We start from the raw sequence: 16,819 nt of genomic DNA, 5'->3' as shown, positions 1-16,819 counted from the left end.
TACAGTCAGAATAAATTTCGATGAGCGTATTAAAGGATTTTGCTTTGTGGTCTGGTTATTATAGCAAAGGCAGCGTGAAAAAGAAAGTTGCGCCTTTTTCCAATTCACTTTCCACCCAGATTCTGCCGCCGTGAGAATCAATAATATGCTGGGTAATTGTCAATCCAATACCTGTTCCGGCAGGTCTTCCCTTTGAACCGGCAATCGCCTGACGAAATTTCTGGAAAACAATATCCTGGTCCTTTTTGCTGATACCAATACCATTGTCTTTAACAAAAACTTTTAAATAACGATTTTCTTTATCACCTGTTTTTATGGTCTCTGTATACATCCCGATCTGAATTTTGCCATATCCGGGATCGCAAAATTTGACGGCATTGGAAATCAGATTCACCATTACCTGTATAAGGCGGTCTTTATCTCCTGATACGAAACCGTCTTGATTTGATATATCAAGTGTTAAATCTATATTTTTTTCTTCAATCAACTGACTGGTTGAAAAGATAGAATCCTCAATAACTTCTCTGAAATCAAGCCGCGTCATCTGCCACTGAATCTGACCGGATTCAATCTTTTGGAAATCGAGAACATTATTAATCAACCTGGAAAGCCTTTCACTCTCCTTGATGATGATACCGACAAACCGATGGTGTTTTTGGACATCAAGATCAGGATTATTTTGAATAATTTCAGCCAATGCCCTGACCGAAGTTAAGGGGGTTCGAAGTTCATGTGTTACGGTTGAGATAAATTCGTTTTTCAGCCGGTCAAATTCTTTTAATCGCTCATTGGCTGCCTCAAGATCTTTGGTCGCCTTTTCAAGTTCCTGGCTGTAAATGATAATCTGTTGAGTTTCATCCAGGATATGCATGATTTCTTCCATACCCAGAGGTTCTTCTTCCACAACAGACCGTACCATTACAAGGGCAGAGGCAGATCCGATAGCACCTGCAAGCAGTTTTTCAGCGTAACTGACCAGGCCTGCATCTGCAATAAGATCCTTGTCCCAATTAAAATTATATTCCCGTGCATAGCGCTCAAGGGCATCATCGGTTCGACTTTTTCCTAAAAATCTTTCAAGAAGCATTCTTAAATCCTCAACTGCTGCAGTAGCTCGCCAGAAAGACGATTTTTCCGATTCAACGGAATGCGTGAACACATCCACAAAAAGTGTGGCCTGTTTTTGCTCCGTCGCGCTTTGCTTTGAAAAAAGAGAAACGCCGATAAATAATGCAATATTTACAAATATACTCCAAAAGACTGCATGGGTATACTGATTAAATCCCATATGATGAATATCCACTCCAAACAGGTGGACAGGGCTTAACAGCTTAATCCCGAAAGGCCCGTGGGTGAGCAAATCCAGGGAAAGAAAACCTGCCTGGGCAAGTGACGGCAGCACAAGGGTATACACCCAGACAAGAAACCCTGTCAGTAATCCCCAGAGTGCGCCACTCCTTGTCGCGCCTTTCCAGAATATTCCCCCGATCACGGCCGGACAGAACTGGGCAACCGCTGCAAAGGAAATCATACCTATGGAAACCAGGGAATAATATCCAACCACATAATGAAAATAAAGATACCCTAAAAGAACAATGAGCAATATGCTTACTCTTCGGATAATCAACAACAGCCTGCTTAAGTCACTTTTTTGATCCAGTTTTAAAAAAGAAAGGCGAAGCAATACCGGCATGACCAGATCATTACATACCATGGTTGACAAGGCAATGGTTTCGACGATTACCATTCCCGTGGCCGCAGACATCCCACCGATAAAGGTAAATAGCGCAAGGCCCTGTTGCTTTTTGGCCATTAAAAGGGTCAGGGCGAAATAATCTGCATCTACCTGTCCTTTTTCAAACTTCAGGATACCGCCGAATGTTTCGGGTAAAACCTCTCTGCAGCCGGGTTCAGAAAGGCATTGTTCAAAAAAATGTAACATGCCGCCAAACGCAATGGGAATAACGAAAATGTTAATGGCCAAAAGATACAGGGGGAAAAGCCAGACAGCCTTTTTTAAATGATTTTCATCCACATTCTCAACCACAATCATCTGGAACTGACGAGGCAGAAGGAATATGGCCATCATCGCCAGAAACAGGGCATTATACCACCCTGTAAATGTGGATGCATTCACTTCCATAACAAAAAGCTGCTTTATTTGAGGAACACGACTTGCCTGGGCAAACAGGTCTCCGAATCCCGAATAAAGTCCATAGGTAATAAACAATCCCACTGATATGATGGCAATCAGTTTTACAACGGATTCAAAGGCAATGGCTGCGACCAGACCTTCATGGCGTTCAGTGGTTTCCAGATGGCGGGTTCCGAAAACCACGGCAAATAATGCCAGCAACATGGCCACAAAAAATGCCGTGTCTTTTATGCCCGGCAGACTGGTTACGGTTTTTGCCATATAAACGTCCGGATATTGACTGATCAGCTGAAAAGACGTTGATATGGCTTTAATTTGAACCGACATGTACGGCACAATGCCAAGAACAGCGATAATCGTAACAGCACCGGCAATGGTAGCACTTTTCCCGTACCGGGAGGCGATGAAATCGGCAATGGAGGTAATCCGGTTGACTTTGCTGATACGGATAATTTTTCTAAGCACAGGCCAACCCAGGATCATCATGAGAGTAGGGCCTAAATAAATATTTAAAAATCCTGTGATACCTGATCTGCTGGCCGCTCCCACACTCCCGTAAAAGGTCCAGGCAGTGCAATAGACGGCCAGGGATAAGGCATAAATATAGGGGTTGCTGATAATGCTTTTGCCGGCTTCAGCCCGTTTATCCCCCCAGAAGGCAATGGCAAACAAGAGCCCCATATATCCGAAAGAAACAAAAATGATGATTTTCTGTTCTAACATAGTTGCCCCGGACTAAAATAAATTTTTAAGGTTAATCAGGCAGGCAATCTTGACTTCAGCCTGATTGTTTTCCCTTATTCACGCCAGTATCAGTTCCTGACGACTGAAAAGTATCTGGAATTTTTGTGCAAAAAATAATAAAAACAATCAAGACTGACCAGGCTGAGAATAAATAAAAAAAAAACAAAGGGATGCCAAACAAACAGTATGGCAGATTGAATATGGTCAGCACGGGATAGCAAAACAGAAAACAACCCAACAGAAAAAGCCCGATATATCGTCCGGTTATTGATCTGTTGTCAAGCATCAAATCATTCCTTTGTTTAACTTCTGTCTTGATCAATGAAGAAAAAACCTATGGCTCTTTATTGAATACAACAAAAAAAGGAAATAAATCAAGGGGATTAAAAAAACCCTTCCCGGTCTTCCGGGAAGGGTTTTTGGTTTAAAGTGTTTGTTTATACGGGTTAAGCTGTAGATGCTGAGGGCTGTAATTTCTTTTCAAGAAAGATATGCAGAACAACACCAACCCCAAGACCCCAGGCGGCACCATGCATAGCAAGGACTACGGCCATGGTTCCGGCAATACCCAGTTCCACCGGCATCTTGACCTGTTTGAATGCTGTAATTATGCACAGATACCCGGTGACCACCATGGTTAAAGACAGTCCGATGGGCAGAAAGGGTTTAAAAAAGCTCACAAGAGGCAATATGAACAAGGAAAGGAAACCTGCAATCCAGAAGGTTCCACTTCCGCTGAAAATTGAATCCATGGCTTTTCGGCCATGCCGATAACGATCGGCAACGGTTGCTGTTACTGCTGTCCATATGGGACCAGCAAGACCCGGATAAGGAGCAAAAAAGGCATGGAGTACATTTCTCAGACCGGTTACGATGTGAATTCTGTCGGTATCAGTATCAATCTTTTCATCAGGCCGGCTTTCTTCAGAGCTTGCTTTAACCAGAACCGTCCCCACAATTACATCTCCAAACGCGATGATATATGCAATAATGGCAGTGGGAATCGCTTTTATAAACATATCTGCGCTTGGAAAGCCCACCGTGAATGGAAGATATGCCCACATCCCTTTGAACTGGGGAACGGTGATCCCCCATTCAATATCCGGTATGGGGTATTCCTTAACCATCATGCCGATAAATATGGCCAGTATCATGGCAGGAACCATTCCATACTTACCGATTATTTGTGCAAAACCCTTTTTACTTTTCAGTTTTGCAAATGACACCGAAAACAGCATGTAAAAACAAACCAGGCTCCCCAAACCAATGGCAATGGGTGTATTGGGAATACGACCTCCCGTTTTCAATTCACCCATATAAGCGGCAACACCGGCACCTAGAAGAATCCCTGCCTTTATGGAGGAAGGAACGTTTAACACCACTTTGCTGCTGAGCTTCGTGATTCCTAACAAAAGAAAAATGGCTGCTACAAGAAGCTGAAGGGCAACCAAAGCCTGAATCGCTTCAGGACCCGGCTCAAACTGGCCAAGGTATAGAAGAACCACTGGGATGGCCGGAGTAATCCAGCCCGGCACCATGGGAACACCCAAAAAAGCCGGTATCATAAAACCAATACCGCAGACAAAAACATATGCAAGAGCGATCTCATATGGAAGGCCCAGGTATTTTTGTAAAAGCGGTATCATTGCGAGGCTCACCACAAAAAGAATAAGGGCCTGAACAAATTCCACCGACTCAAATCGATAATGAACAAGGGGCAATCTGAGTTTGAAAGGGCCACAGGGCCAGTAAGGTTGTTCTTCGCCGTCTTGGCGTTTATAAATGGGCATGTCGATCTCCTTTTTAATCATACTAATTTAATTTTTATACAACGTTGTAATAAAAATGCTAATTGACCATACGGTCGTGGTCCTTCCATTCCTTTTCCCGGAGTTTGAATTTCTGGATTTTACCGGTGGCGGTTTTTGGCAGTTCACCAAACTCAATGTGTTTCGGCGCCTTAAACCGTGCAATGTTTTGTTTGCAAAAATCAACGAGGGTAGCGGCTTCAAGATCACTCCCGTTTTGTGGAACCACAAAGGCTTTTGGGACTTCTCCCCATTTCGGATCAGGCACCGCAATAACAGCCACCTCAAGAACGTCAGGATGAGTGTAAAGAACATTTTCTATTTCAACCGTTGAAATATTTTCCCCCCCGCTGATAATGATATCTTTTTTGCGGTCCATAATCTGAACATAATTATCCGGATGGATTACTGCGAGGTCTCCGCTGTGAAACCAGCCGCCCTTAAACGCTTCACTGGTGGTGTCAGGATCTTTGTAGTACCCCAGCATGACATTGTTGCCCCGCATGACAATTTCACCCATTGTTTTCCCGTCTCTTGGAACAGGCTCCATGGTTTCAGGGTTCATCACATCCATGTATTGGGCGATTATAAATGCCACGCCCTGGCGTGCTTTTAACCGGGCTTTTTCCATGGGCTCAAGGTCATCCCATTTGCGTTGCCATTGACAGACACTGTGAGGACCGTATACTTCTGTGAGGCCATAAGTCTGGGTGATATTTGCCCCGATACTCTCCATATTCTGAATAATTGTGGGGGCCGGCGGTGCACCGGCGGTCATGATTTCAAGACGGTGCGGGAGCTTCAGCTGATTTTCCTTGGCATAGGCAGACATTCCGATAAGAATGGTGGGAGCGGCGCACAGATGGGTAACCCCTACTGAATCAATAAGCCCGTAGATCTCTTCCGGAATCACCTGGCGCAGACATACGTGGGTGGCACCCATTGCAGTTATCCCCCAGGTGAAACACCATCCGTTACAATGAAACATGGGAAGTGTCCAGAGATAGACAGAATCGGCACTGGTGTTGAACTCAAGCTGTTCACCAATGGCATTCAGATAAGCCCCGCGGTGATGATACATCACCCCTTTTGGACGTCCCGTGGTCCCGCTTGTGTAATTTATGGTGGCAATTTCTCTCTCGTCCGTGATGGCGGATTCAACCGGCTCGTTTGATCCTGAAGCAAGGAATGTTTCGTAATCCGCTCCTTCAAGGGGCTTTGAATCATCGATATCACAGATATTGACATAGGTTTCAACTTTGGTCAATGATGACTGAATTGAGGCAACCGTACCGCCGAACTCATTATCCGCAAAAACAGCCTTTGCATCTGAATGATCAATAATATAGGCGATTTCATTGGCAGACAACCTAATGTTGACGCTCACCAGAGTTGCCCCGATCAGGGGAACGGCATGATGAGCTTCCAGCATGGGCGGAATATTGGGACAGACAAAAGCCACCTTGTCACCCTTGCCTATATTATTTTTTTTCAGGGCATTGGCCAGGCGAAAGACCCTTTCTTGAAACTCTGAATAGGTGCGGCGCTGGTCCCCATAAATCACTGCCACCTTGTCCGGGTAAACCTCGGCACTTCGGTTGAGAAATTTTACCGGACTCAGTAAATCATAATTTACACTCTGCTCTGGCATTTTTTGTTCCTCCTTGTTTGTTGTTAACAATTAAAGATGATCTTTAAATCTTCTTTTGTCCTTATGCTGTCTAACAACAAGATACAATGATTTCAATCGGCCAGTACCCCATATTAATACTGCCGAAAATCTGAGGAGGCATAGGTTTATAACCTACAAAACAATTTTTATCTTTTTATTTTTTGTGACCAGTGGACGGCAAATTTTACAAGCTCAGTATAGTGTTTGAGATTGAGCTTTTTTTTAATATTCTCACAATGGGTTCCTATGGTTTTGATGCTTAAATTCAGACGAACGGCAATCTCCCTGGAATCAAGGCCGTCTCCGATAAGCCGAAATACTTCAAGCTCTCTATTGGTTAATATTTCCAGACCAACTTTTTCACCGGTTGTGCTGTGAGATATCAGTCGGTTAAACATTTTATTTTTAATCTGTTGGCTTGCGTAGATTTCTCCTGAAAGCAATTGGTGTATGGCCTTGACAACCTGCCCAATGGCCTTCTGCTTCATGATATAACCGCGGGCACCGGAAATTAAGGCTCTTTCAGCATACAGGGCTTCATCATACATAGAAAGTACAAGGACCGGAAGACCCGGGTATTCCCTTTTGATATCCTCCACCAGGTCAAGCCCATTACTTTCCTTAAGGGAGATATCAACAATAACAAGATCCGGTTTATTTTTTTTTATCGCTGACCATGCTTTGTCTGCTGTATCTTCAATGTCGCTGACCACCAGATCGGATTCCTTGTTTATCAGCTCTGCCATGCCAAGGCAAAAAATCGGATGATCATCCACAATCATTATCTTGAAAGTATTTTTCAACTGAGAGTTCATCAGGAAACTGCCTCCTTTTAAGCAATTGTTAAAGGATATTTTATGTAAACATGAATTATTGATCCGTGACTGCCGGTTTTAATATCAAACCGTGCATCAATGATCTTTGCACGATACGCCATGGTCTGCAGCCCTATGCCACGCGTTATTCCTGTATCCTTTATTCCCTTGCCGTTATCTTTAATATACAGATGTACAAACCCGTTTCCCCTGGACAAGGAGAGTTCAATTATATCAGCACCTGAGTGTTTTGCTGCATTGTTTACAGCCTCCCTTGCAATATGATAGAGATGGGTCGCCATGCTGTTATCCTGGAATACAACGGTTTCATCTAATTCAAACCGGAACTCGATCCCGGGAGTATATTTAAAGGCATCAGATATTTCCTCAAGTGCGGTCTGAAGACCGTGTGAAACCAGGTAAACAGGGCACAAGCCCCTTGCCAGATTTCGGGTCTTGGTGACGGCATCGTCGATTAACAGCACTATTTTATCTGCAAGCGCTTCGCGTTCATGGCCCTGCGCGGCAAGATCGCCTTTTAATACCGTGCCCAGGCTTGCAATTCCTATCAAATGAGGACAAAGGTCATCATGAATGTCCTGTCCTATTTTCTGGCGCTCCAGGTCACCCGCATGCATCACCTGCTTTTCCAATAGTTTTGACTTTGTGATATCTCTGAGTATGATGATACTCCCGGACAGTTTTCCGTTTTGATCCGGAATGGAAGCGCCGCTGACGCTGACATCCACAGCGATGCCATGTTTTGAATACCGCCGGGTTTCAACATTATTGATTACATCGCCTGAAATAATTTGATTGATCATTATTTTAGTTTCACGCCAGCTTCCCTTTGGGACATAATGATCCATCCTTTGGCCGGCACACTCTTCAAGGGACCATCCAAAAACCTTGGTAAACGCCGGATTGATATAAGTGACATTCCCCTTCATGTCATAGGTTACAATGGGGTCGGGTGCCGCCTCCATCAATAAGAAATATCTTTCCTGGCTTTCCCTTTGCGCTTCTTCAGCAATGCGCCGCTCTTGGATCTGGTTCTGTAAGCTTTCATTATAAGTTTCGAGCTGATCCATAAACCGGTTAAAATAAACAACCAGCTGCCCGACCTCGTCTGTGGATTTATTTGTCATACGAGCTGTGAAATCTCCGGCTGTTACACTGTCAAATCGTTCCATCAATTCATGCAGGGGATTTGTAATGGACAAGCTGATCTTAAATGTAATGGCCAGCATCACTATAAGAAATATGATAGAAATTCCGAAAATAAAATTACGTATGGTATTAAGAGGACTGTAAAACTCGTCAAAGTAACAGGAAGAGGCAACAAGCCATTGATATTCAGGGATATAGTTAAACATTACCAGCTTCTGCCTGGCAACGGATTCATCAGGATTTTTCCAGTAGTAAATAAATTTCCCCTTTTTCTTTTTCAGCATATATTCAAGAAACTGGGTGGGGAGTTCCTCTGTATCGAAAATATTAACCCCTTGGAGTTTGGGATGGATAATGGCCTTTCCCTCACTGTCAATCACATATGAATACCCGGTTTTCCCAAATTTGATCGAAAGGATGCTTTCACGGAAATCCTCTACATTTACCAGCTTGTTAAATTCATTACGGTAGGCACTCACCGAAATAATCCAGTCCCATGGTTCAAAATAAGCCATATAAAGGGCTTTAGGACGAAGTACTGTCTCTCCCGGATTCTTCCATTCATATTCCAGGTAACCCTGCCGGGATTCCATCTGATGGGACACAAAAGCATAATGCGCAACATTGGAACCCAGCACAGCAGGTCGGGGATGGACTACCACCTTGCCATTGCTGTCTACACAATAAATATATCCTGACTCGCAGATTTTCTGACTGAGTATTATTTCCGATGCCCTTTTTTTGGCTTCTGATACGGTAATTTTGTTGTTCATAGACTGATTGTACAAGCTGCGAACGATTTCTTTATTTTTTTCAGCAACAGCCCGCAAATGATTTTTTATGGAAACCGTTACAGATGTTTTTACCATGTTAAGAATCATCTGCGTCGTATTATTGAGTTCATTTTCAATGTTTGCCTCTATATTTTTTCTTACAAATGTATAAATAAAGAGGCTGCACAAAAGCATGGACAGAAAAAAAATAACGGAAAAACTGATAAAAAATTTATACCGGATCTTAAGAGACTTGAACAGGACACTCAAGCCTTTGAACCGATTGTTCATTATTCCTCGCAACCGGCTATACAGATGAAACATATTCACAATATGACTCCATTAAAATTTCATATCCTATTTAAATCAATTTTAACAGATAGTAAAGGCAGGAATCAACTATTTCACCTCAGAGTCGGACAGGGATGTGCGGCGAGGCTGAAAAATTCTCATATGACTGGTTATAATGCTTTGTCAGTGTATTTATCGATCCATCTTTTAAGGGCTTCATAAGGCTGCGCGCCCACAAGCCGGTCAAGGCCGAGGAAAAAGGTCGGAACTGCTGTGACACCCTTTGCTCTTGAAAGTTCCCAGTCCGAATCCACGGCATCTGAAAATTCTCGTGTTTCAATAACCGTCTTGCCTTCCCTGCGATCAAGCCCGGAACGGTCTATCAGGTTTAACAAAACATCTTTTTGGGCAATATTTACGCCTTGAACAAAATAGGCTTTAAATGCTTCCATGTGAAACTTATGCCCCCGCCGGCCCTTTGTTTGGGCCCACAGGCCGACTTCCTGGGCAAGACGGCTGTTATAAGTCATCTTTCTATCCCCCAGAGCAAGCCCGAGTTTTGCTGCTGTGGCTTTCAGGTTCGCCATCATTTTATCCACATTAACCGTTATCCCTTTGTGTTTAAACAATTCTTCCAAGGTCCGACCCTGTTCAGGTGTATCCGGATGAAGGGGGAACGCCCGCCATTTGATGTGAATGCCATACTCTTTTTCAAGTTTTTCAATACGCCCGGTAATGAAATAGCACCAGGGTCAAACATAGTCTGAAAATATTTCAAGCTCCAAAGATGAAGACATCATGTTCTCCTTTGATTCGATTATTTTTGTGAATATAAGCATCATTAAACGATCTACAAGAAAACAAAACAAGTTTTGTCTTTGATAAATACGGATGTCGTTATCAAAAATCATAAGAAATATTAATAATATATAAAAATAATTAATTTTACTTTATATACCGGTTGGCATATTTTGTCCCTGTTGTCTTGTCACTTAAAAAAACAAAAGGGAAAACATGCTGTTAACATTCTTAAAAGGATTCGGAGCCGGAAGCGGCTTGATCATCGCCATTGGCGCCCAGAATGCATTTGTTTTAAGCCATGGAGTGAGAAAAAACCATTATATTATTATCCCTTTAATCTGTGCTGTTTGTGATACTCTGCTCATCATTCTGGGAATAACCGGCATGGGAACCCTTATTGCTTCGAGCAAAAGTCTTTCATTAATTGCCGGCATTGGCGGGGCTGGTTTTCTTTTTATTTATGGGATCGGTTCCTTCAGATCCGCTATCAAAGGCGGCGGCCTTTCTGTGAACCAAAAGGCTGAATCATCTTTAAAAGCGGCTGTTCTCACAACCCTTGCTGTAACATTGCTCAATCCTCATGTATATCTTGACACCGTTATTTTGCTGGGCAGCATATCCAGCCAGTTTAAACAACCCGGTCACATTTTTTTTGGTGCCGGTGCTGTCACGGCATCATTTATCTGGTTTTTTTCCCTAAGCATCGGCGGAAAGATGCTTGCGCCTCTGTTTATAAAAGAATCCTCCTGGAGAATTCTGGATACCCTTGTGGGAATAACCATGTGGGTGATTGCCCTGTCCGTGCTAAAAGGGTTATTTGCTTTCTAAATACTCTCCCATGAGTAGCCTGTTTTTGGGTGTGATCGTTTCAGGAATTTTCTGGGTCACAATCTTGTATCCCTTTGATCTAAGCCTTACCGCCCTTGCTGTATCCACGGCAAGGGTTTTATCCATCCATCCTTCAAGGCCGGCTGTGGAAGAAACGGTTACATTATGACAGCAGGGTAGAACCGCCACCCTGGCATGCTGTTCAATGGCCTTATCAATAATCAGATCGGTTAAAGATCCACAGGCATGGGCAGATACCACGATATCATCCGGAAGGACGATGATGTCCCGGATATCTACTTCTTTGTATATAATTCTGTTTTTCAGCCTTGGCCAGGATGTGATCAATGTTGTGGATAATTTTTTTGCATTTAAGGGAATTTCTTTGTCCACTGCAATGGCAGTCTTTGAACTGTCATCAAGGATGAGCATAATATGCGCCAAAAGACCATGACCGCAGGCAAGATCTAAAACTCTGCCGCCTCTATATTTTCGACGTACTCTTTTTGCCATTTCCCATGCTTCATAGAGCTCTTTTCTTGGAAGCGTTCCGGCACGACAAACAGCCCTTGCAATTTTATCAAAAAGACCGCTACCCGGAAAAAGTGACTCCTGCCGAGGGGTCAGCCTGTTTTTTGAAGACTTTTTCATGATGCTGGAAAATACATGCTTATCTGCCTTTTCTCAAGCCATAGCGGTAAGATTAAGTGGGTGATTGTTGGATTTTTGCTGACCTTGAAAATTCAATAATTTTTTTCACCCGCCCCTCAAATCACAATTTTTTTCCCAACTTTTACATCCACATAAGTGTCACCGAACGACTGTTTGAATTGATCAATACACCAGTCAGAACTGTCATGGGGGGACAGGGCAACAATTTTAGGGGACACTTTTTTGATTGCTGCAATAGCGCTTTTTACATCTGATTCTCGGATGCTGATCCAAGGAGGCCTGTCTGATCCGACAATCCGCTGAATATTGATGGGACCAATCATGATCCTTCCGCCGTTGACCGGGTAATGCAGGCCGCCAATAATCGCATATATCGGTTCGTCAAACAGGGCCTGGGTCCGTTCGATGATGCGCTCAATGGTCTGGTGGCCGCAGCCGATGATCAAGGCGATTCCTTTGCCTGCAACATTAATGGCCAGGGAGTTTTCCAGAGTGTAGCCCATGAGAAATAAATATCGTGGAATGACGCCGATACTAACGAGTCCTTCTTTTAAAACTGCGGGGTCTGTAATCACTTGCGTCTCAGGACCCGGGTTCCATCTGGAGGCAGAGATACCAGCTGGTGAATAAACCGGAAGGTTCGGCAGCGACACAGGGCCCTGGGACAAACTGAAAGTTTTTTCTTTTTGTTCCGTCATTCCCCCCACATGGTCTAAGTGTGGATGGCTGATAAAAATCATATCAATATCAGCTTCAGAAATGCCAAGGGCTTTCATGTTATGGAGCAGCGGGGATGGATGTTCTTTTTTTTTGTTAAACCCGACATCCAGCAAAATTTTGGTATCATCAGCAGAGATTAGATAGGAGACACCGGGTTCTGTTTTTAAATTCGAGTTGTCCGTGTAATAATCAATTAGGGGAAGGATTGAAAGTGCTTTGACGGTCCCGGGTGACGATAGTTTGTTGATTTTCATACCGGAAACCTGGGCATCTGCCAGTTGTTTTCCTTTTTTTAACTGAAGAATTTTTTTTATAAAAATCAATGCAATAAGAGCGATCAGAACTAAAAGAATGTATAGTGCAATCATGGCGTTTCCTTAAATTCTATTATATTTTTGGCCAAGCACAATCAAATGAACAAATCTTTCATTCCAGTCTATACATCACTTGACGTAACATGTCTTGATTTAAAAAAAAATTTTGATTTTCTGAAATTACGAGCAAAATTACGTATAGGGTTTGGATATGGATTTACCGAAGAGGTCGGGGTAAAAATAATTTCCTGAAATGATTGAACATTTTTTTTAATTCAGGTAATGAATAGGCATCGTCAATCCAAGCGAGGTGGCATATGAGTTTTAAATCCGACAAACAGGCCCTTTCATTTTCAGACCTGGAACTGTCCCGGAAAAAAGCAAGAAACAACACGCTTGAACATTTAAAAAATCTTGATCAACGCATAAAATGGGGCCAGATTGAATCCACCCTGCTGGAAAACTATCCCACCGGGAAAAACAAAAAAGGACCCCAAGCTTATTCTCCTTTAATGCTGTTCAAATGTATGTTGCTCAGGAACTGGTTTCAAATCAAATCTGATGTTGAACTGGAAAGCCTGATTAACGACCGGTTTTCATTTAAAAAATTTATCGGCCTGCCCATGGGAGAGGCTGCTCCGGATAGTTCGACATTTTCAAGATTCAGGAAAAGGCTTACCCTGAAAAAATATGACATGGTTCTGTCAGATATCTCAGACCAGTTGTCCAATAAAAATATCATTATTAACATGGGCAGCACTACGGACATTCGAATTATCAAGCCTACCTGATATCGGCATTATACAACCGCAGGCTGTTCGTCACCACCGATATGCTGCTGATGGCCATAGCCAGGGCTGCTAAGATAGGATGAAGCTGTCTTAAAAATTCCGGGAACATGTCAAAAGGCGCCAGAATTCCGGCTGCAACAGGAATCAAAATAATATTATAAACAAAAGCCAGAAATAAATTCTGTTTTATGGTGGCAATGGTTTTCCGGCTGATTTTAATGGCTTTTGGGATACCGGTTAACTTCCCGCTCGAGAGAATCACATCTCCGGTTTCAATGGCTACATCGGTTCCAGTGCCAATGGCAAAGCCGATATCGGCCTGTGCAAGCGCCGGGGCATCATTGATTCCGTCTCCCACCATCCCGACCAGGACAGTATTTTGCTGAAATGCTTTCACCTTTCCGGATTTTTCTTCAGGTCTGACCTCTGCCTGCACATCATCCACATCCACTTCTCCGGCAATGGCTCTGGCTGTCTGTAAATTATCTCCGGTCAGCATGACCACTTTAAGACCTTCGGCATGAAGCTCTTTGATGGCCTGTTTTGACTCGGGTTTCAACACATCAGAGACGGATATAATCCCCTGCACATCCTTGTCCTTTGCCAGCACCATGACGGTCCTGCCCTTATCCTGAAATTTATGGATCAACTCTTGGATGGCATCCGGCATGCCTGACTCCTGTTCAAACCATCTTGGCTTTCCAAACCTGAAAATCGAGTCACCCAACTGCGCTGCTACGCCAAAACCACTGTGGGCTTTAAAATTTATCGGATCCTTCAATACCAGGCCTTTTTCCTGTGCAAAGGTGACAATGGCTTTTCCAATGGGATGCTCAGACCCTTTTTCAATGGATGCGGCAAGGCTCAAAAGTTCATTGGAAGATAAGCCGGAATTTTCCGCAGGAATCTGATCGACCACTGTGGGTTTACCCATGGTTATCGTACCGGTTTTATCCAGCACAATCATTTCAAGCTTGGCTGCGTTTTCAAGGGCCTCGCTTCTTTTAAATAAAATCCCGTTTTCAGCTCCTTTTCCCGTACCCGCCATAATGGCTGTTGGAGTTGCAAGCCCTAAGGCACACGGACATGCAATCACAAGGACAGCTACCATCCTGATCATGGATGGAACAAACTCCCCGGTGATTCCCCACCAGATACCAAAAGTGATCACAGCAATACCGATGACAGCCGGAACAAATACGGCGGCCACTCTATCTGCGAGAGCCTGGATCGGCGCCTTACTGCCCTGGGCTTCCTGGACAAGCCTTATAATCTGGGACAAAGCCGTATCTTTACCCACACGAGTGGCTTCAAATTTTAAAAGGCCTTCGCCATTAACAGTGCCTCCGGTAACCATATCATCTTTTACCTTATCAACCGGAAGGGATTCTCCGCTGAGCATGGATTCGTCGATGGCTGACCTGCCTTCTATAATAACACCATCAACCGGAATCCGTTCTCCGGGTCTGATCACAACGATATCACCCAGTTTAACCATGGATATGGGAATCTGCTTTTCTTCACCATTCTCCATGACAAAGGCCGTCTTTGGCTGAAGTCCAATCAGTTTTTTTATGGCACCGCCTGTTTTGCCTTTGGTCCTGGCTTCAAGGAGCTTGCCGAATTTAATCAGCGTAATAATCACGGCAGACGTCTCAAAATAAACATGCCCGTCAAGCCCCGGCAACACAAGAATGGCAAGTGAATAAAAATAGGCCACAGAGGATCCTAACGCAATCAACACATCCATATTGGTGGTTTTATTTCTTAGATTTTTATAGGCACCTATATAGTAATCCAACCCCGTATAGAACTGGACCGGTGTCGCAAGAAAGAGAAAAAACCAATTCACCCAGGGCGCATGACTCCAGGAACCGATCAGACCAAAGTCCCTTGACATGCTGATGATGAACAATGGCAGGGCAAAAACAACACCCACAATGAATTTTTGCATCTGGTCCTTGATTTCCGCATGCCTTGCAATCTCTTCCACATCTTTTTCATCCTGCCCCTCATCGACAACGATCAAATCAAATCCGATTTTTCTGATCTCTGAAACAATGGTGTCAAGGGAAACAATTGAAGGAATATAGTCGACAAGCAATCTTTCCGATGCAAAATTCACATTGGCATCTGTCACGCCATCCAGTTTACTGACGGTCCTGGTAATATTTGCAGCACAATTAGCGCAACTCATCCCGGTAACGGGAAGGTTCAAGCTCTGTTCATTCATCACAGCCTCCTAAAAATATGTTCAGGGCAACACATTGGCGCTCACTGCAGTATTCATTTAATAATAACCATAAATTATTCATTTGCAAAATTTGCAAAACTTCCATATTTTAAGGCAATGACCGTCCTGAATGCCATATTCCCGATATTTACACTGCTTTTTCTTGGCAGCCTTCTCAAACACCTTGGCATTACCAATAAGACCTTTTTGAAAACCTCAGATAAACTGGTATACTTTATTTTTTTCCCTGTCATGCTGTTCTGGAAAATTGGAACCTCAGCCCCGGACAAGGGCGTCAGTGTTAATTTATGTGCAGCTGCCATTATAGCAGTTCTCATTGTCTATCTCTTAAGTCTTTTCGCCATCCGGTTGTTTCATATCACAAATTTTCAGGCGGGTTCCTTTTCCCAGGCATGTTACCGGTTTAACACTTATATTGGCATGGCCATTGTCATGAACGCCCTTGGAGAATCAGGTATCCGATACTTTGGCATCCTCATCGGATTTGTCATCCCCATTATTAATGTACTGGCAGTTTCCACATTGATCTGGCATTCCGGGAAAAAGGGAAGCCTGGGACAAAACTTCACGTATCTTTTAAAGGCATTGATTTCCAATCCTTTGATTCTTGGGTGTGCTGCGGGGATCCTTTTTTCCAGATCACAAGCTTCTTTTCCTGTCTTTATTGACAATACTTTCAGTCTCATGACCTCTGTCACCATGCCTTTGGCCCTGATTTCCATTGGGGGGTCACTGAGTCTTGCAGGACTCAAACACAACACCAAAATTTCTTTGATTGCATCTATGCTGAAAATACTGATTCTGCCGATAATTGGATTTTTTATTTTAAAAACATTTTCTGTTACCGGAATTGCCTTCAAAGCCGGTATGATTTTTTTCACCCTGCCGACCTCCACGGCCATATATGTTCTTTCAGCCCAGTTGAACAGTGATACCCAGCTTGCTTCTGCTGCAATCATGCTGTCAACCCTGCTCTCTTTTATTTCACTGTCTGTTGTGCTTTTAATTTGA

At 43.4% G+C, this 16,819-nt stretch carries 12 protein-coding genes; 3 read left to right on the top strand and 9 right to left on the bottom strand.

The window, feature by feature from the left end; translation table 11 throughout:
- Positions 1–58: 58 nt before the first annotated feature.
- From HGJ91_RS16075 to HGJ91_RS16050, 6 genes are all read right to left on the bottom strand, one after another.
- Positions 59–2,878: a sensor histidine kinase gene (locus HGJ91_RS16075; RefSeq protein WP_291348861.1), complete on the bottom strand. Its 2,820-nt coding sequence runs from the start codon at positions 2,876–2,878 to the stop codon at positions 59–61.
- Between the two features lie 467 nt (positions 2,879–3,345).
- The gene (locus HGJ91_RS16070; protein WP_291348860.1) at positions 3,346–4,689 is read right to left on the bottom strand and encodes a solute carrier family 23 protein; all 1,344 of its coding nucleotides are present in this window, start codon (positions 4,687–4,689) and stop codon (positions 3,346–3,348) included.
- 58 nt (positions 4,690–4,747) lie between these two features.
- Positions 4,748–6,388 carry an acyl--CoA ligase family protein gene (locus HGJ91_RS16065; protein WP_291348859.1) on the bottom strand — a complete coding sequence of 547 codons (1,641 nt, stop codon included), beginning with the start codon at positions 6,386–6,388 and terminating at the stop codon, positions 4,748–4,750.
- Between the two features lie 137 nt (positions 6,389–6,525).
- Positions 6,526–7,194, bottom strand: coding sequence for a response regulator transcription factor (locus HGJ91_RS16060; protein ID WP_291348858.1), 669 nt, complete (start codon positions 7,192–7,194; stop codon positions 6,526–6,528).
- A gap of 17 nt (positions 7,195–7,211) precedes the next feature.
- A complete protein-coding gene (locus HGJ91_RS16055) occupies positions 7,212–9,428 on the bottom strand; it encodes a cache domain-containing protein (protein ID WP_291348857.1) in 2,217 nt (738 codons plus the stop codon).
- A gap of 170 nt (positions 9,429–9,598) precedes the next feature.
- A complete protein-coding gene (locus tag HGJ91_RS16050) occupies positions 9,599–10,225 on the bottom strand; it encodes a DsbA family oxidoreductase (RefSeq protein WP_291348856.1) in 627 nt (208 codons plus the stop codon).
- 217 nt (positions 10,226–10,442) lie between these two features.
- Between HGJ91_RS16050 and HGJ91_RS16045 the strand changes: the two genes are divergently transcribed.
- Positions 10,443–11,057: a LysE/ArgO family amino acid transporter gene (locus HGJ91_RS16045; protein WP_291348855.1), complete on the top strand. Its 615-nt coding sequence runs from the start codon at positions 10,443–10,445 to the stop codon at positions 11,055–11,057.
- Here HGJ91_RS16045 and HGJ91_RS16040 read toward each other — a convergent pair.
- Together HGJ91_RS16040 and HGJ91_RS16035 are read right to left on the bottom strand one after the other, a co-directional pair.
- Complete coding sequence (locus HGJ91_RS16040) at positions 11,043–11,708, bottom strand: methyltransferase (protein WP_291348854.1); 666 nt, start codon at positions 11,706–11,708, stop codon at positions 11,043–11,045. The genes HGJ91_RS16045 and HGJ91_RS16040 overlap by 15 nt on opposite strands.
- 116 nt (positions 11,709–11,824) lie before the next feature.
- Positions 11,825–12,817 (bottom strand): MBL fold metallo-hydrolase, encoded by a 993-nt coding sequence (locus HGJ91_RS16035; protein WP_291348853.1) that lies wholly within the window; start codon positions 12,815–12,817, stop codon positions 11,825–11,827.
- Between the two features lie 263 nt (positions 12,818–13,080).
- Here HGJ91_RS16035 and HGJ91_RS16030 point away from each other — a divergent pair, with 263 nt between their 5' ends.
- Positions 13,081–13,554: a transposase gene (locus HGJ91_RS16030; RefSeq protein ID WP_291348852.1), complete on the top strand. Its 474-nt coding sequence runs from the start codon at positions 13,081–13,083 to the stop codon at positions 13,552–13,554.
- Here HGJ91_RS16030 and HGJ91_RS16025 read toward each other — a convergent pair.
- The gene (locus HGJ91_RS16025) at positions 13,547–15,787 is read right to left on the bottom strand and encodes a cation-translocating P-type ATPase (protein WP_291348851.1); all 2,241 of its coding nucleotides are present in this window, start codon (positions 15,785–15,787) and stop codon (positions 13,547–13,549) included. The genes HGJ91_RS16030 and HGJ91_RS16025 overlap by 8 nt on opposite strands.
- A gap of 117 nt (positions 15,788–15,904) precedes the next feature.
- Here HGJ91_RS16025 and HGJ91_RS16020 point away from each other — a divergent pair, with 117 nt between their 5' ends.
- On the top strand, positions 15,905–16,819 hold the full coding sequence (locus tag HGJ91_RS16020; protein ID WP_291348850.1) for an AEC family transporter: 915 nt from the start codon (positions 15,905–15,907) through the stop codon (positions 16,817–16,819).

Origin of the sequence: Desulfobacula sp., from assembly GCF_014237455.1 — a bacterium.
Taxonomy (GTDB): domain Bacteria; phylum Desulfobacterota; class Desulfobacteria; order Desulfobacterales; family Desulfobacteraceae; genus Desulfobacula.
This window is presented reverse-complemented; position numbering and strand designations above follow the sequence as displayed.